This window comes from Propionispira raffinosivorans DSM 20765 (assembly GCF_000381065.1).
Classification (GTDB): Bacteria; Bacillota; Negativicutes; order Selenomonadales; family Selenomonadaceae; genus Propionispira; species Propionispira raffinosivorans.
Genome location: NZ_KB905843.1, coordinates 15563 through 33720, shown reverse-complemented (window position 1 = coordinate 33720; position 18158 = coordinate 15563). Strand labels below are relative to the sequence as shown.

At 41.8% G+C, this 18158-nt stretch carries 15 protein-coding genes and 1 riboswitch; of the genes, 12 read left to right on the top strand and 3 right to left on the bottom strand.

Annotation, left to right across the window (positions count from 1 at the left end):
• Positions 1-22: 22 nt before the first annotated feature.
• Positions 23-1366: an NCS2 family permease gene (locus F606_RS0105125; RefSeq protein ID WP_019552806.1), complete on the bottom strand. Its 1344-nt coding sequence runs from the start codon at positions 1364-1366 to the stop codon at positions 23-25.
• Positions 1367-1540: 174 nt separating this feature from the next.
• Positions 1541-1644: riboswitch (purine riboswitch) on the bottom strand.
• Positions 1645-1838: 194 nt separating this feature from the next.
• Here F606_RS0105125 and F606_RS0105120 point away from each other — a divergent pair.
• The 11 genes from F606_RS0105120 to F606_RS0105070 all read left to right on the top strand — a co-directional run bounded on the left by F606_RS0105120 (position 1839) and on the right by F606_RS0105070 (position 14275).
• Positions 1839-2465 (top strand): nucleotidyltransferase family protein, encoded by a 627-nt coding sequence (locus tag F606_RS0105120; protein ID WP_019552805.1) that lies wholly within the window; start codon positions 1839-1841, stop codon positions 2463-2465.
• Between the two features lie 377 nt (positions 2466-2842).
• A complete protein-coding gene (gene ssnA / locus F606_RS0105115; protein ID WP_019552804.1) occupies positions 2843-4171 on the top strand; it encodes a putative aminohydrolase SsnA in 1329 nt (442 codons plus the stop codon).
• Between the two features lie 10 nt (positions 4172-4181).
• A complete protein-coding gene (locus tag F606_RS0105110; RefSeq protein ID WP_019552803.1) occupies positions 4182-4790 on the top strand; it encodes a helix-turn-helix domain-containing protein in 609 nt (202 codons plus the stop codon).
• Positions 4791-5033: 243 nt separating this feature from the next.
• Positions 5034-6332 carry a nucleobase:cation symporter-2 family protein gene (locus F606_RS0105105; RefSeq protein ID WP_019552802.1) on the top strand — a complete coding sequence of 433 codons (1299 nt, stop codon included), beginning with the start codon at positions 5034-5036 and terminating at the stop codon, positions 6330-6332.
• A gap of 100 nt (positions 6333-6432) precedes the next feature.
• Positions 6433-7512, top strand: coding sequence for a 4Fe-4S binding protein (locus F606_RS0105100; RefSeq protein WP_019552801.1), 1080 nt, complete (start codon positions 6433-6435; stop codon positions 7510-7512).
• Between the two features lie 26 nt (positions 7513-7538).
• Positions 7539-8915, top strand: a complete 1377-nt coding sequence (hydA, locus tag F606_RS0105095; protein ID WP_019552800.1) for a dihydropyrimidinase — start codon at positions 7539-7541, stop codon at positions 8913-8915.
• Between the two features lie 202 nt (positions 8916-9117).
• The gene (gene dpaL, locus F606_RS0105090; RefSeq protein ID WP_019552799.1) at positions 9118-10332 is read left to right on the top strand and encodes a diaminopropionate ammonia-lyase; all 1215 of its coding nucleotides are present in this window, start codon (positions 9118-9120) and stop codon (positions 10330-10332) included.
• A gap of 30 nt (positions 10333-10362) precedes the next feature.
• A complete protein-coding gene (locus tag F606_RS0105085; RefSeq protein WP_019552798.1) occupies positions 10363-11553 on the top strand; it encodes a YgeY family selenium metabolism-linked hydrolase in 1191 nt (396 codons plus the stop codon).
• A gap of 5 nt (positions 11554-11558) precedes the next feature.
• Positions 11559-13154, top strand: coding sequence for an N-acyl-D-amino-acid deacylase family protein (locus F606_RS0105080; protein ID WP_019552797.1), 1596 nt, complete (start codon positions 11559-11561; stop codon positions 13152-13154).
• Positions 13155-13183: 29 nt separating this feature from the next.
• On the top strand, positions 13184-13957 hold the full coding sequence (locus tag F606_RS20615; protein ID WP_019552796.1) for an XdhC family protein: 774 nt from the start codon (positions 13184-13186) through the stop codon (positions 13955-13957).
• 3 nt (positions 13958-13960) lie between these two features.
• Complete coding sequence (locus tag F606_RS0105070; protein ID WP_019552795.1) at positions 13961-14275, top strand: XdhC family protein; 315 nt, start codon at positions 13961-13963, stop codon at positions 14273-14275.
• Between the two features lie 76 nt (positions 14276-14351).
• On the opposite strand, the gene F606_RS0105065 is transcribed toward F606_RS0105070, so the two are convergent.
• Positions 14352-14654 (bottom strand): type II toxin-antitoxin system RelB family anti-toxin, encoded by a 303-nt coding sequence (locus F606_RS0105065; protein WP_019552794.1) that lies wholly within the window; start codon positions 14652-14654, stop codon positions 14352-14354.
• Positions 14655-15121: 467 nt separating this feature from the next.
• On the opposite strand from F606_RS0105065, the gene F606_RS0105060 reads away from it, so the two are divergent.
• Positions 15122-16816 (top strand): methyl-accepting chemotaxis protein, encoded by a 1695-nt coding sequence (locus tag F606_RS0105060; RefSeq protein WP_019552793.1) that lies wholly within the window; start codon positions 15122-15124, stop codon positions 16814-16816.
• A gap of 52 nt (positions 16817-16868) precedes the next feature.
• Here F606_RS0105060 and F606_RS0105055 read toward each other — a convergent pair whose 3' ends face one another.
• The gene (locus tag F606_RS0105055) at positions 16869-18149 is read right to left on the bottom strand and encodes an ABC transporter ATP-binding protein (RefSeq protein ID WP_019552792.1); all 1281 of its coding nucleotides are present in this window, start codon (positions 18147-18149) and stop codon (positions 16869-16871) included.
• Positions 18150-18158: the final 9 nt, after the last annotated feature.

The following is an 18158-nucleotide window of genomic DNA, read 5'->3' as shown; positions in this document are numbered from 1 at the left end:
TCGCTCCTTCGCTATGAGCCTTTTATTGCAGGCGCATATAGAAATTAATTAAAAAAGCCAAACTGACTAAGCACATAATCCAGCTCACGTCTTTGCCTTTGCCGGCGAAAAATTTAATAAACGTATAGCTGATAAAACCAAAGGCAAAACCATTGGCGATGCTGGAAGTCAATGGCATCATGATAATTGTCATGAATGCGGGGAACCCTTCCGTGAAGTCGGTGAAATCAACCTGACTGATATCAGACATCATTAGAGCACCTACTAAAATCAATGCTGGTGCTGTTGCAAAACCCGGAACTAAACCAATCAGCGGGGCAAAAAATAAAGAGATAAGGAATAACACGGCAACGGTTAGTGCAGTTAAGCCTGTTTTTCCGCCTTCGGCAATGCCGGCAGCACTTTCGATATAAGATGTGACCGTTGATGTACCAAATAACGCACTGCCTAACGTACCAACCGCATCGGTTGTTAAAGCTTTATCAAGATTTTCGATCTCGCCATCTTTATTGACTAAGTTGGCTTTGCGGGTTAAACCGATTAAAGTTCCCATATTATCAAATAATTCAACAATCGTGAAGGTAAAGATGATCGAGAAGATACCATAATTCCAGGCACCGGCAATGTCTAATTGCAGAAATGTTTCACCCATGCTTGGCAGATTGAAGCTGATGATATCATTCAATGATTGTGGTGTCGGCGATACACCGCAGATCATACTTAAAAGAGTGGTTGCTAAGATACCCATAATAATCGAGCCTTTTATTTTACGAGCCATTAACGCTGCGGTGAGAATCAGACCAAAGCAGGCGAGTAAAGTTTTAGGATCGAGCAAATGACCCAGACTGACGAATGTTGCTTTGTCAGCAGCAATAATACCGGCACCTTTCAGGCCGATAAAGGCAATGAAAAGTCCAATGCCAACACCGATAGAACATTTTAAATTCATCGGCACGGAACGAATAATAGCTTGGCGAATGCCACCCAGTGTTAAAATTAAAAATAAAATTCCTGAGAAAAATACGGCACCTAATGCGACTTGCCAAGAAAGATGTAAAACACCAACAACATAATAAGCAAAAAAAGCATTTAAGCCCATGCCTGGGGCTAAAGCAATTGGATAATTCGCCCACAAAGCCATGAGGCTGGTGGCGAGTGCGGTGGCCCAGATCGTTGAAGCGATAGCGGCTTCTTTGGGAATGCCGGCATCGGCTAAGATATTTGGATTGACAAACATGATATAGGCTAAGGCAACAAAGGTCGTCAGTCCTGCGAGCAGTTCTGTTTTTATCGTAGTTCCTTTTGCTTTGATTTTAAATAATTTTTCTAAAATATCTTGATTTTCGGTCGTTTCATTTGTGGTCATAAGAACACTCCTTATACTGTTGTTTTTTCTTCTAAACATTGCTAAAACGAAAAGTGAAACCTCCTTATTTATCGGATTTTTCGCCTTTGATTTTGTTTGGCTAAACAAAATAGGCTGCAAAAAGCAAAAAAATATTAGACCTTACTATAATATTGCAGTTGATATAGTAAAGTAAAATAATTTCATGCTTCTTGTAGCCTATGACAATTTAAGGTTGTCTGGTAGAAACGCCCATACCTTATTTATGAACTTATACAAGAATACAAAAAAGGCGCATTTCATAAAAGATTCCTTTTATGAAATACGCCTTTGTATTATCATGAACAATATATGAATTTCTGATAAATATAACAAGAATAACGGCAATTGTCAATATGAAATATTGTATACATGAGCCAAAATCAGTTCTTGACTTGGATCTGACAGACTGATAGTCTAGCTGTAATTATTATATATAAGAAGGGGTGAGCCAATGCCAAAACAATCCATGATAAAAGGCGGAATTCTAGTTGCGGCTGGAATGTCTAGTCGGATGGGAGACTTTAAACCATTGCTGCCTTATCGCAATACAACAATCATTCAAGCGGCGATTGAAAATATGCAAAATGCCGGGGTTGAAGAAATTATTGTTGTTGTCGGTCATCGCGGGCAGGAGATTGAAGCGGTAATTCAGTCGATGCAGCATGTGAAAATTGTTTTTAATCCCAATTATGCAAAAGGAGATATGCTCGAATCGATACAGCTAGGGCTGGGGCAAATCAAAAAAGCGAATGCAGTTTATTTTATGCCAGCGGATATGCCGGCGATTGCGGTAGAGACCTTTGTTAAAGTTTGGGTATGCATGGAAAAGACGGGGGCGGCGGTAGTATTTCCCACGTTGCTGGGACGAAAAAAGCATCCGGTTTTGGTGGGTAAAGCTTGTTTTAAAGCCATTCTTACATGTAAGGAGAATGGCGGGCTGCGAGTGGTTTTGGAGCAGTATGTACAGCAGACACAATATGTTCCTGTCACCGACCAGGCTTGCGGCATGGATATTGATACACCGGACGATTATCAGAAACTTCTTGATTGGACATGCAAACAATCCACGTCTGAATAAATAGTAGATGATCCATAAAACAAATTGAAAATTTGTGCTATATATAACGCATTAAAGAAATTCCATCCAGTCTATCAGTCTGCCAGGAAGGGGGTATAGGAGGGCATCGTTTGCTTCCTACGTAATGCCACTCAACCCTATACCCCCTTTTGACGATTGCCATATAAAATGTTTAATGCGTTCTATATAAACAAAGTAGAACGTGTTGCTTTATTATACGTGAATTTCATTTTCGGTAGACAATTGTCTCGTTTTGAGATATGATGAATTTATATCAGTTCTATTATAGTATTTATAGGCAATGACGCTCTAAAACGATGATTTTGTTTTAGAGCCTTTTTTCTGTAATCAATAGAAAATTCAAGGAGTTGAACATTATGCTGTTAATTGGTAATGGTCGGGTTATTACCCGGAATAGTCAGCAGCCATACTTAGAAAATGGTTGTGTTCTGATTAAAGATAATATCATTATGGATATAGGACCCACTTTGGCTATGAAAGCAACCTATCAGGATATTGATTTTATGGATGTACAGGGAAAGGTGATTATGCCGGGGCTGATCAATACCCATATGCATTTATATAGCACATTTGCGCGGGGGATGACTCTACAAACAGCATCACCGCAAAATTTTTTGGAAATATTGGAAGGCCTTTGGTGGAAACTGGATAAAATGCTGACACTGGAAGATGTTTATTATAGTGCCTTAGCCATTTTGGTTGATTTGATCAAAAGCGGCACGACGACAATTTTTGATCATCATGCCAGTCCCGGGGCTGTGCCGGAGAGTTTGTTTCGTTTGGCAGAAGCGGCGAAACTGGCTGGAATCAGAGCCTGTCTTTGTTATGAAGTATCCGATCGGGATGGCGTGTCAGTGTGCAATCAGGGAATTGAGGAAAACAGACAATTTATTAAGGCTTGTCAAGAAAATGATGATTCTATGGTGCAAGGATTGTTTGGGCTGCATGCATCCTTTACATTAAGTGATGATACTTTGCTTAAATGTGCCAATGCAGTGGCTGGTTTAGAAACTGGCTTTCATGTACATGCAGCGGAAGGTCTGGCTGATGCCATGCATGCCGAGCAGACTTTTGGCAAACGGCTGATTCAGCGATTTGCGGATTTTGCGGTACTTGGACCGAAGACGATTGCGGCGCATTGTGTTCATGTTAATAAAACGGACATGGATCTTTTGGCAAAAAGTCAGACGAACGTTGTTCATAATCCTGAATCGAATATGGGCAATGCTGTAGGCTGCGCGCCGGTTCTTGCTATGGTGCAGCAAGGAATTCGCGTTGGTTTGGGAACCGATGGCTATACGACCGATATGTTTGAATCTTTAAAAGCGGCAAACCTGATCCATAAGCACCAACAAGCGAATCCTAGTATTGGCAGCAGGGAAGTTTCCCATATGTTGTTTACGGCGAATAGCCAGATTGCAACGATGACTTTTCGTAAGAAAATCGGGAGTTTGGAAGCTGGGGCACTGGCCGATCTTGTTGTGATTGATTACGATCCGCCGACACCGATGACAACTGATAATATTGACAGCCATATTTTATTTGGGATGTCAGGGCGTGCGGTTGATTCGACTATGGTTAATGGACAATTTTTGTTAAAAGAAGGGCAGCTGACAGAACTTGATGAAGCGAAGATAAAAGCCAAAGCCAGAGAACTGGCAGCAAAAATGTGGAAACGGATTTGAGGTGGATGATATGAGCCCATTGGAGCACATTCAACAGACAGTACAAAAAACAGCCGAAGCTATTGCAGATGTTTTAAAAATCGAAGTGGAAATAGCTGATGAAAATTTGGTGCGAGTTGCTGGAACTGGACAATATAAAGAAAATTGTGGGCAGGTTATGCAAGCAAGTTTTGTTTATCAGCATGTTTTGGCCACGGGGGAAATGGTTCTTATTGAAAATCCCGGTCAGCATGAACTTTGCTGGCCATGCCCACAGTGTGGTCAGTGTTTTGAATATGCAGAATTGGCAACGCCTATTTTAAGTAATGATCGCCCAATTGGCGTCATTGGCTTAGTTAGTTTTGATCCGGTTCAGGCGAAACGTTTATTAGAAAATAAAGAATGGATGCTGCAGTTTATTGTCAAGATGGCAGAACTCATCATAAACAATTTACCAAACTCTGCTGCTGGACAAACAGCTCTGTTACCGCTTAATTTAGGCAGTTTGGAAAAAGATGCAATTGTTAAAGCACTTGGTGAAGTCGAAGGGCAGGTTCGTCGCAAAGAAAAGGCCGCTAAAATGCTTGGCATCAGTCGAGCTACATTGTATCGCAAAATTAAAGAATATGAACTTATTTAAAAAAAATTAAGTTTTAGAAAAAATATAGTAGACACTTGTCTCAAAATGAGATAATATATGTTTCATACAATAAAAAATATATCGTTGACAGATAAATGTTAAACGATGAGCGAAGGCGCTCTAAAAAAGAAATTTTCTTTTTTAGAGCGCCTTTTTTATGCAAGCAAGAAAGCGCTTTCTTTGTTTGCAGCGACTGGAGAGCTTGGACTGTGTGTATGCAGTCGATAAATGGAGGGTAAGATCATGAATGTATTAAAACAGAATCATCCTGTTGATGAAAAATTACCGTTAAATCAAATGTTTTTATATGGATTACAGCATGTTTTAGCTATGTATGCTGGTGCGGTTGCCGTTCCGCTGATTTTAGCAAATGCATTGGGACTGGAAAAGGATCAATTAATTTATTTGATCAATGCTGATTTATTTACGTGTGGTTTGGCAACGTTAATCCAGACACTGGGGTTTTGGAACATGGGCATCAAGCTGCCGATTATTCAAGGGGTAACCTTTGCGGCGGTGACACCGATGATATTGATTGGGAAAGAACATGGTCTAACCGGTATTTACGGCTCGGTTATGGTAGCAGGGATTATTGTGTATTTTGTCAGTCCTTATTTTAGTCGTCTGATTCGCTTTTTCCCGCCAGTTGTAACAGGTTCAATTATTACCATTATCGGTGTTTCGCTTTTACCGGTTGCTGTGCGCTGGGCTGGTGGAGGATCCCCCGGTGCCAAAGATTTTGGTAATCTGCACTTTTTGGGATTAGCATTTCTGGTGCTGGTTTTAGTTATCTTTTTCTATCGCTATTTTACCGGATTTTTAAGCAATATTGCTGTATTGCTGGGACTTGCGGCAGGTACACTTATAGCAATTCCTTTTGGACTGGTTAACTTTTCCGGCATTTCAAATGCTGCCTGGGTGGGAATTACAACACCATTTGCTTTTGGTTTGCCGGTGTTTGATTTGCCTTCTATTTTAGCGATGACGGTTGTTATGCTGGTTGTTATGACCGAAACGACAGGGGATTTTATTGCAGTTGGGGAAATCGTTGATAAACCAATCAAGCAGGATATGTTGACACGCGGTTTGAAAGCGGATGGCTTTTCTACGTTACTGGGCGGGTTACTAAACGCCTTTCCTTATTCGGCTTATGCACAAAATGTTGGACTTGTTGGTTTGACACGGGTTAGAAGTCGGTATGTTGTAGCTGCAGCAGGTATCATCTTGGTTGTTCTTGGCCTTTTTCCAAAAGCGGCGGCGATTGTTGCTTCCATTCCGGCACCTGTCTTGGGTGGTGCCGGGATTGCAATGTTCGGAATGGTTATGGCCAGCGGTATAAAAACACTTTCCAAAGTAGGCTTTGATGATAATCATAATCTTATGGTGGTAGCAATCAGCATTGCCGTTGGTTTGATTCCATTAGCGGTACCAAACTTTTATCAGCAATTTCCGGGTTCCTTGCAAATTATTTTTAATAGCGGGATTACAGTTGGTAGTGTAACGGCAATTGTTTTAAATGGTGTATTAAATAGACGTGCCTAAATATTTAATGCAACTTATATAGAACAGGAATCAATCAAAAAATAACGAAATGAATCTGTAGAAAGCTGCAGAAGTATGTAAAGTGATGGAGGCTTTTTAGATGGCTGATTTAAAAATAAAAATTTGTGGTATGGAGTTTAGCAATCCAGTTATGCCGGCTGCCGGACCACCGGTACGGGATGGACTTATGTGTCAGGCGGCAGCGCGTGGTGGAGCGGGAGCTATCGTAACCAAAACTATTTCGGTTGAACCGGCTGATGTTCCAAGACCTTGTATGGCAGAGGTCAAAGGAGGCTTTTTAAATACAGAATTATGGTCGGAACTGCCGAAAGAACAATGGCTGGCAGAAGAATATAAACTGGCAAAAGATACAGGACTGCCGCTGATTATTGGACTTGGTTATACAGCTGAACAGATTGAAATTCTGGCACCGTTGGTGGCACCTTATGCGGATGCTTTGGAGCTTTCGACGCATTATGTTGGTAATGATATTTCTCCCATCATCAATGCATTAAAAGCGGCTAAGAAAGCAGTGGATGTACCGGTGTTCATGAAGATGAGTCCACATCCTAATATCCAGGAAATAGCGCAAGCGGTTGAAGCGGCAGGAGCCGATGGACTGGTTATGATTAATTCATTTGGTCCTTGTATGGGAATTGATTTGGAAACAGGACTTCCTTTAATGGGGAGTGCAAACGGCTATGGCTGGTTGTCTGGTGCGGCGATTAAACCATTGGCTCTGCGCTGTATTTATGATGCAGCACAGGTTGTAAAAATTCCCATTATTGGTGTAGGTGGGGTTACATGTGGCCGCGATGTGGCAGAAATGTTTATGGCTGGAGCTGCTGCTGTGCAGGTTTGCACGGAAGCCATTTTAAAGGGTCCAACCATTTATGGGAAAATTGTCAAAGAATTAGATGCTTTTTTGGAGCAGCATGGGTACGCTTCATTAGCTGAAATACAAGGTTTGACACAACGAAAAGTCGCCGAGCAGCAAAAAGCAGCTACGGTGGCGATACCAACTATTGATATGGATAAATGTACGCTGTGTGGCCTTTGTATGGTGAGCTGTGTTTATGATGCTATTTCGCGTGATACGAAATTAAACATCGCGGCGGATAAATGTTTTGGTTGTGGTTTATGTATTAGCCGCTGCCGGCAAAATGCATTGAGCTTTTAAATAAGAAAATAAATGGGGGCTTGGCTATGGCAAAGATACTGACGGGCGGCACAATCGTTACGGCACTGGAAACATATCAGGCCGATATACGTTTCGAAAATGGAAAAATCAATGCAATTGGTTTTTTTCCCGCGCAAGCGGGCGATGAAAGAATCGCGGTAGACGGCTGTTATCTTTTCCCCGGCGGCATTGATCCGCATACGCATTTGGACTTAGCAGTTGGAGCGACAAGAACGGCCGATGATTTTTTTACCGGTACGAAAGCTGCTGCAGTGGGCGGGACAACGACCATTCTTGATTTTGCTACGCAAGATAAAGGCAAGAGTTTACAAGAGGCAATCCAAGTCTGGCATCAAAAGGCAAACGGAAAAAGCTTTATCGATTATGGCTTCCATTTGGCTGTTTGTGATCTTACCACATCGGTAAAAGTCGAGTTAGCGTCTATTGCCGCGTCTGAAGGTGTAACATCCGTTAAGCTGTATCTAGCTTATAAAAACACGATGCAAGTAGATGATGCAGCACTGCTTGAAGTTCTGGAAATTAGTAAAAAAGCTGGTTTCTTAGTGTGTGTGCATTGTGAAAATGGTGATCTGATTGATTCTTTTGTTAAAAAGGCACAGGCAAAGGGGCAGACTGAGCCCAAATACCATGCCAAGACGCGCCCGGTTTTTGTGGAAAAAGAAGCGACGGCTCGAGCGATTGCCTTGGCTGAGTTTGCCGGATCACCTCTGTATGTAGTTCATGTAAGTTCGCATGCGGCTTTACAGGAAATTGTCGCCGCAAAAAGTCACGGGCTAGCTATCTATGGCGAAACCTGTCCGCAGTATTTATTACTGGATGAATCAGCGTATGAACAGCCTGGTTTTTTCGCGGCAAAATATGTGATGTCTCCGCCGCTTCGCCAAAAAAACAATCAGGATTTTCTTTGGAATGGCTTAAAACATTCTCTGCTCGCCACGGTTGGTTCCGATCACTGCTCCTTTAATTTTGCCGGGCAAAAAGAATTGGGTCGTCAGGATTTTTCCCAGATACCCAATGGTGGACCTGGCATAGAAAATAGATTTGGCCTTTTATATACATATGGAGTAGTGGCGGGACATTTGACGTTGAATCAGTTTGTGGCGGTTACGTCGACGAATGCGGCAAAATTATTTGGACTCTTTCCGCAAAAAGGGACGATTGCTGTGGGGAGCGATGCGGATATCGTCGTATGGGACCCTGCGGTACGGTCAATTATTACAGCCGATAAGCAACAACAGAATGTGGATTACAATCTTTATGAAGGTTTTAGACAAAAAGGGGCTCCACGCTATGTATTTTTGCGGGGACAAAAGATTGTTGCTGATGGTATTGCCGTGGAAGAACCACAAGGAAAGTATATTAAACGACAACGAACAAGGTAAATCGTAGTTTGTTTTATATATATTAAGTTGCATTAAATATTTTATATGGCAATCGTCAGGAATGGGGTATAGGGTTGAGTGGCGTTACGCAGGAAGCAAACGATGCCCTATACCCCATTCCTGGCAGCCTAATAGACTACTGCAATTTCTTTAATGCATTCATTATATAGATCAAAAAAATTTGGGCTGAGGAGCTGGGATAATGAAAGAAATTTTATGGACGGCAAATTCGATGAAAAAACAGCAAGGGGTATCAACGGCTTTTTTAAGTGCGGCGACAGTGAAAACCGTGCAGAACTTTCATGCGAGTTTTCCTGAATATCAACCGACACCTTTACGGAATTTGTCGAATTTAGCCAATAAATTAGGATTGGGCGGGATTTTTGTCAAAGACGAATCCTATCGTTTTGGGCTGAATGCGTTTAAAGTGCTGGGAGCTTCTTTTGCGATTGCAAAATATTTGGCGAAACGTCTGGATATGGATATTCAGGATTTAGATTTTGCTTTATTGCGTTCGCCAGCTATAAAAAAACGGTTAGGAGAAATAACCTTTGTTACGGCAACAGATGGCAATCATGGGCGCGGCGTGGCCTGGGCGGCAAGGCAGCTGCAGCAAAAAGCCGTTATTTACATGCCGAAAGGATCATCCGACATACGTTTGAAAAATATTCAGGCGGAAGGTGCAACAGCCTCCATTACCGATTTAAATTATGATGATGCCGTACGTCTGGCAGCGGCAAAGGCTGATGAATTTGGCTGGGTCATTATTCAAGATACGGATTGGGAAGGTTATAAGGATATTCCCGAATGGATTATGCAGGGCTATGGTACGATTGCCGCGGAAGCTCTGGAACAGCTGCAGCAGTATAAAGCAGCGAAACCAACACATATTTTTTTACAGGCTGGTGTTGGTTCTTTTGCGGGAGCGATTGCTGGTTACTTTAGTGATTATTTTGGGCAGAATAAACCCAAAATCAGTGTGGTTGAACCGGATTTAGCAGCATGTATTTATAAATCAGCACTGGCAGCGGATGAATCCGCACGAATTGTAACGGGGGATATGGCAACTATTATGGCTGGATTAGCCTGTGGTCAGCCCAATGAGACCGGCTGGAGCATTTTGCGTGACAATGGAGAGCTGTTTTTTTCTTGCCCAGATGAAGTTACGGCGCATGGAATGCGTGTCTTAGGCAACCCAAGCGGCGATGACAGTCGTATTATATCAGGTGAGTCTGGGGCTGTAACCATGGGACTGCTTTGCTTGCTGCTGACAGATCCAAAACTGCAAACGGCAAAAGCACAGCTGGGACTCGATGAAACCTCACAAGTTCTTTTGATTAGCACGGAAGGAGATACTGATCCAGATGCATATAGGAAAATTGTTTGGGATGGTTTATATGCAAATGAGAGTTTATAAATAAAAACAGATGAAAAGGGGCGAAAATCTATGCTAGTAAAGGCGAGAACGGAAGAAGTGATGCGTTTGTGTCAAGGCTTGATTCAGCAGAAAAGCTATTCTGGATCAGAGAATTTAGTGGCGGATAAAATTAAAAAAACATTTGAAACACTGGGTTACGATGAGATTATTGTAGATGAATATGGAAATATTATTGGCCATATGAAAGGGAAAAGACCAGGGAAATCGATTTTACTCGATGGACATATTGATACGGTGCCAGTCCCTGATCCTGCTAAATGGCAGCATGATCCGTTTGCCGGAGAAGTCGAAGCGGGCCGGATATATGGACGCGGCGCTTCTGATATGAAAGGTGCAGTTAGTGCCATGATTTTGGCGGTACATTATTTTGCCAAAGATTGTCAACATGATTTTGCCGGAGATATTTATGTTGCTGGTGTTGTCCATGAAGAATGCTTCGAAGGAATTGCTGCTAGGGCTATTAGTAAAAGGGTAAAACCGGATTATGTGGTCATTGGCGAAGCATCTGAACTCAATTTAAAACGCGGACAGCGCGGCCGAGCTGAAATTGTTATTGAAACGGAAGGCAAATCCGCTCATTCAGCAAATCCGCAGATGGGTATTAATGCGGTTTATAAAATGGCAAATCTCATTGCTAAAATCTGTAATTTGCCCATGACTAAACATCCAGTCTTGGGACAGGGAATATTGGAGTTGACGGATATAAAATCTTCACCTTATCCGGGCGCGTCGGTAGTGCCTGATTTATGCCGTGCAACGTATGACCGCCGTTTATTAGTGGGTGAAAGCAAAGAAGCTGTTTTGGCGCCGATTTTAGAACTCATTGATACGTGCCAGAGGGAAGATCCAAAGCTGAAAGCCAAGGCCTATTTTTCCCAGGGCGAAGAAAAATGTTATACGGGAAATCATATCGCTGGCGAACGCTTTTTTCCGGGGTGGCTGTATGATGAACAGGATGAATTTGTTCAGGCAGCTTTTACTGGATTGTGCAAGGCTGGTTTGAAACCGGAAATTACCCAATATTCATTTTGTACCAATGGCAGCCATTATGCGGGGGAAGCTGGTATTCAAACAATCGGGTTTGGTCCATCACGGGAAAATTTAGCACATACAATTGATGAATATATTGAAGTAGATCAGCTTGAAAAAGCTATGGCAGGGTATTATGGTATATTGACTGCAGTCTGTAAAGTGGGGTGAATCCAATGAAATACCTGATAAAAAATGGACAGATTATCGATGGCACAGGCAAAGAACGTTTTGCGGGGGACCTGCTTATCGAAAATGAACGAATTGCAGCTATTGGTGCTATTGATGCTATTGATGTAGCGGATGTTGATCAAATATTCGATGTCCGAGGTAAAATTGTTGCGCCAGGATTTATTGATACACATAGTCATTCTGATTTGCAGGTATTGGTCAGCCCTTATATTGAACCGAAAATTCGGCAGGGAGTTACAACGGAGTTGTTGGGACAAGATGGTATTTCAATGGCTCCCTTGCCTGCTCAGTACATCTCACCTTGGCGAAAAAATCTGGCAGGGCTCGATGGTGACAGTGATACGATTGATTGGTCTTACGAGACGACAGACGGATATTTGAAACTTTTGGAAAAACAAGGTGTTGGACTTAATGAAGCTTATTTAGTACCACATGGGAATGTCCGCATGGAAGCGATGGGGCTTACGAATCGCCCTCCGACAGCGCAGGAACTGCAAAAAATGTGTGACATAACTAATCGTGAAATGCAGGCCGGTGCCTATGGCTTGTCAACTGGACTTATTTATATGCCGTGTGCCTATTCGGGGCTTTCCGAAATTGTCGCTTTGTGTAAAGTAGTAGCAAAGTACGATGGCGTTTTTGTTGTTCATCAGCGCAGTGAAGCGGATACTATTTTAGAATCGATGGAAGAGATCCTGGAAATTGGCCGTCAATCGGGCGTCAAACTTCACTTTTCCCATTTTAAAGTGTGCGGTCGCAAAAACTGGCGCTTTATCGAATCGGTGATTGCCCTTTTAGATAAGGCCAAAGCGGAAGGTCTACGAGTATCTTTTGATCAATATCCATATGTTGCCGGTAGCACCATGCTTGGTGTTATCCTGCCACCGTGGGCCCATGACGGTGGTACAGATCAGCTGTTGAAGCGATTAGAAGATGCAGACCTTCGGCAAAAAATGATTTACGATATGGAACATGGTTTGTATGGCTGGGATAATTTTGTTGATTTTGCCGGGTTGGACCAGATTTTTGTAACGAGTGTCAAATCAGAGAAAAACATGGATATTATTGGTAAAAACTTAGTGGAAATTGGTCAAATTCGTCAGAAAGATACCTATGAGGCGGTTTTTGATTTATTGTATGAAGAGGAAAATGCCGTTGGCATGGTTGATTTTTATGGTATAGAAGAACATGTCATTCGATTTATGTGCCGACCAGAACAAAATGTTTGCACGGATGGTCTTTTGGGCGGGAAACCGCATCCTCGGGTTTATGGTTCATTTCCACGAGTTTTGGGTAAATATGTGCGGGAAGAAAAAGCACTGACTTTGGAGTCCGCAATTTATAAAATGACGGGAAAACCAGCTGCGGTATTTGGTTTTAAAGACAGAGGCATGATTCAAATTGGTAACTTTGCTGATCTTGTCATTTTTGATCCAGACGTCATACTGGATCGGGGGACCTTCATTGAACCAATTCAGTATCCAGATGGAATTCAGGCTGTTTTTATAAATGGTGAACTCGTTTTACAGCAAGGAATTTATGAAAAAAGATGCCCCGGCAAAGTTTTGCGCCGCGCTTAACCAATAAAACATATCGCAGGAGGTTTGTTATGCAAGAAAATCCAATAAAATCAGCTTTTGCCGCGATGCAGGCAGCAATTGAGCAAAAACAAAGTGTTGATGTTATGACGCTGATCAGTTCATCTGGCGAACCGCAAATGCTCCTGCTTTATAAAAATGGAGAAATAGTCGGTGAAATTATCAATCTTGATTTTACCAACAAAATAAAGTCCTATCAAAAGAACCACAGTTGGAACAAACCTGTTTTGTTTACCATGGTCGATGCGCAGGGGGCATCGCAGCAAATTTTTTGGGATTGCGTTTTACCGCAGCCCAAGGTTCTCATCTTGGGTGCTGGACATATAAGCAGATCGTTGGCAGCTATTTTATCGATTTTGGAATATGAGGTAATCGTGGCGGATGACCGTCCTGACTTTGCGAATACACGGTCTTTTCCTACGGCACAGATGGTGCTGTGTGATAGTTTCGAAAATATTATTTCTCGCCTGATGCCGACAGTTGATGCCAATACAGCTATTGTTATTGTTACGCGGGGACATCGCTATGATTTTCTTTGTTTGAAAAATTTTCTGCGGGCGAATTTTGGCTATCTGGGGATGATTGGCAGCAAATCTCGTGTCAAAGCGACGATGCAGAGACTGCTCGAAGAAGGTGAAGATCCGGCTCGGCTGAGTAAAATTCATTCGCCGATTGGTATAGCGATTGCTGCGCAATCTCCGGCTGAAATTGCCGTAAGCATTGCAGCCGAGCTTATTGATGTTTTTAATGGTGAGCACGATCCCTTGAAAAGGTTGGAGGTTTAACAAATGGACATAACATTAATTCCTCATATCTGTGAGTCATTAAAAGAGTCAAAACAAGTTGTTTTAGCGACGATTGTCGAAACCAAAGGTTCTACACCACGAAAAACCGGCAGCCAAATGCTTATTTTTCCTGATGGGCAGGTACGGGGGACGATTGGCGGCGGCTGCGGTGAAGCGGACGTGAAAATGGCCGCATTATGTGTATTCGATGCAGGAAAATCATCACTTCATACGGTCACGATGCTTAACGGTGCTGCCAGTGAAGAAGGCATGGCCTGCGGCGGCATAATGCAAGTCTTTTTGCAGCTAGTTGGTTAATCGGAAAATATAATAAGGGGATAGCAAAAAACCTCACATTTATCTTTGTATACGTGAGGTTTTTTTGCTATGCTTTTTATTTTAGCATCTCTTCCAAAAACAATTGCAAAGCTTGTTTTTGTTCAATATTCAATTTTCGAATACTGTCTAACAGATGTTTTGTATCAGGGGGTTCTTCTTTGGAGCTGGCTGCAAAAAAATCGTTGAGATTATATCCTAAGGCTGCAATAATACGTTTGATCGTATCAAACGTTGGCTGCTGCTGTCCGTTTTCAATACGGCTTAAATTTGCTTGTGAGACCTCGGCTTTTTTTGCTAAGTAATTCATACTTATATTTTGTGATTTCCTTATATTTTTGATTTTTTCGCCAATATTCATGATTTATGCTCCTTTTTATATACTCGTATAGCTAGTGTAGCATAAAAATTTTTACCAATTACCATACAAATATGTATTGACTTTAATACTAAAAAGGATAAAATTATAGAATGAGCATGATATGTTTTTTTGAATCATACTGGTGAGCATAAAATATAAAATGATGTATTTACAGAAACTTGCTAACGCCGCATTAAAGAGCTTTTCTTAGGAAAGGTGAACTAGGGTCAATTCAGTAAGATAAATGTAGTAGATCGATAAATAATACAATACATAGAACCATTCCTTGCTAGTAGCAACATTTATTAGAATTGCCGATTGGTTAAAAGCTGTTTCGAGGAAATATCATAAGATGAGTGAGCGCACCGATTTTTTACGAGATAACTTGTCTGGATTAAAAGATTGTTTCCAATAGGCTATACAACCTTTTGGCGCGATAAATGAATAAAATTCTAGGAGGAATGCATATGAAACAACGTCTGCCAATTGGCATTCAATTAGGTATGCTGATGGGAATTGCATTAACATTAATGGTTATTCTCGTTGGGATTTTACTTTATCAACTGAGAGAAACGAATCTGGAGTACCAGAGTATTTTAAGTGGAACTGTTTCACGAACCATGGCACTGCAAAGTGCCCAAGATGATTTCCACGAAGGTTTAAGCGATTTTCGCGGCTATTTTGCTTACAATGATGAAAAATATGCTGTGGATACATTGACTTTACTTGGACAAAGTGCTGAAGCTGTAACGAAGATTACGGCAGCAATGGATGGAACAACAGGCAATAAACAAACAGGCGAAACCTTACAGGAAGAAATGCGTAGCTATATAGATGAGATGAAACAGATCATCGAGCTGAAAAAAAAGAATCAGCTGCAGGATAACAATCAACTCACAGTATTGCGTAAAAAAACCGAAACAGTCAATGTCTTGTTTGATAAGACGATGACACTTCAGGCTGAAGCATTGCAAACGAAAATTAGTAACCTCAATGACAAAGAGGCGACGATTTTTAAAAGTGTAATTATTACCAGTTTAATCGGAATCTTCATGATCGTAGTTCTTTTATTTTTATACAGTCGGAATTTATCACGACGAATTCAAAGTTTGCAAACGAATATTTTATTTGTAAGTAAATTGGATTTATCGCATCCCGATGTGCAGGCGACTCGTAATGATGAAATCGGTGATATGGCAGGCGAAATTATCAAGCTGAAAAAAGCACTGCGTGATATTGTAGGTTTACTGAGAAATAATGCAGATGTGCTTGCGGCCTCCAGCGAAGAACTTTCGTCATCTGTCGAAGAACAAATGCAGGTATCGGAAAGTGTGGCGAAAACCATCACTGAGGTTTCAGCTGGTGCGGATAAAAATACCAAAAACATAACGGAAATATCAGCTGTGATTGAGCAGGTTGGTGCTAGTACAGAAGAAATGAGTGCCAGTGCCTCACATGTCAATCAGGTTACGCAGGATGCTGTAGGGGATGCGGATAATGGAATGCAGTTAATACATAGGTTAGTTGCACAAAATGATACAATACAGACATCTATGATCGATATTACAAATGTTTCAGAAGCTTTGGTAAAAGGGTCGGGCGATATTCAGCAAATTATTACAACGATTCGTTCGATTGCTGGACAGACGAATCTTCTGGCATTAAATGCTGCAATTGAAGCAGCCAGAGCGGGCGAAGTCGGTCGGGGCTTTGCGGTAGTAGCCGAAGAAGTTCGCAAACTTGCCGAACAGAGTGCGGGTGCTACAAATACGATTGGCGAAATTATTGAAAAAATGACAGCGGATATTCAGTTCACCGTTGATGTCGTAGCCAAGGCCAATCAGGAAGTGGTGGCTGGGAAAGACGCAACGGACGCAACGCAGCAAGGGTTCCAGACTATTATCAGCAAACTATCGGAAGTTCGACATGGTATGGGGCAGATTAGTCAGGCTGTTGATGAAACAGCACATGGTATGCAGTCTGTTGTAAACAATGTCCAAAACATTGGCACTGTTGCAGCCGAAACGAGCAGCAGTGCACAAACTGTTGCAGCAGCCGCCGAGGAGCAAAGTGCTAGTTTGCATGAAGTGAGTGCAAGCTCGGATGCTTTGGCTCAAATGGCAACAGATCTCAATGCGATTACCGCGAAATTTAAAATTTAATATAGAACAACGCACCTCTCATCAATTGAAACAGATGAGAGGTGCGTTTTTTCTATATGGTGCTTTCTAAATAAACCTGCTCTTTATTTTGGTCATATTCGACAAGTTCAGCGTAACGTTCCCAGCTGATCAGTAAAGCCATTTGTGATTGGGCTGTTTTATCACCAAAGGTACGAGCCAGTAAATCTTCGAAAAACTCGATATTCATTTTTTTATTGGATTTGGACTGCAAAATTGTGATCATTTGCTGAACAAAAGGAACATGAGCCAATAGCTGCTCGCTGAATAGCTTTTTGCGTTCAAGGACAGTCGCTCGGGCAAATTGGATACCTTCGGCAGTAAGTTCAATATCACCTTCCACAACTTGAGCAAATTGCAGTAACGTTGATAATTCCACTAAAGGGAAAAAATCTTCAATATCCATCATAAAACGGCTGGCTAATTTATAAAGATCGGTTTTTTCGTTCAGATCTTCCAACAATTCCAAGAAACCTGTTAAAGCACCAGCTGATACCTGCGGCAGTTGTGTCAGTTTTTTTAACTGTGGCAAAGATGGCGGCAGGGCAGCAATCTTCTTTTTGGTCATGAAGGAATAAATTTCATCTACAATGGCTAGAAATTCAGGTGATTTTTTGTCACGCCAGCGCGGAATTGTGATCTCGATATCTTTTACGATTTCAGCAGGACTTTTTGATAAAATAATGGCTCGATCGGCCATATAGACCGCTTCTTCAATCCCGTGCGTAACTAAAATAATCGCTTTTGTGGGGATTTTTTTGTCGAGCCACAATTCCAACAAATCACGGCGGAGATTTTCAGCCGTTAACACATCTAAAGCGGAAAAAGCTTCATCCATTAAGAGTACATCCGGTTCACTAACTAACGCCCGTCCAATCCCGACCCTTTGCCGCATACCGCCCGATAATTCTTTGGGATAGGCATTCTCAAAGCCATCCAAACCGACAATATCAATGACCTGTAAGGCTTTTGCTTGTTTTTCCGTTTTTGTAAGGTTTTTACCTTCAAGCCCCAGCATAACATTTTCTAAAACGGAAAGCCACGGAAAAAGGGCAAAGGACTGGAAGACCATGGCGACCCCTGGATTGACACCCTCAATAGGAGATCCCAGGTAGGAAACTGTACCGTTGGAGGCGGGGATGAGACCGGCAATAATTCGCAGTAAGGTTGATTTACCGGAACCGGATGGGCCTAAGATGGCCAGAAATTCACCTTCCTGAATGCTGATGTTGATATTTTCTAAAATAGAAGCAGCACTGCGTCCTTCTATAGCAAATGTTTTATTTACATTTTTGATTTCAACTAAATTTTTCATAAACCATAC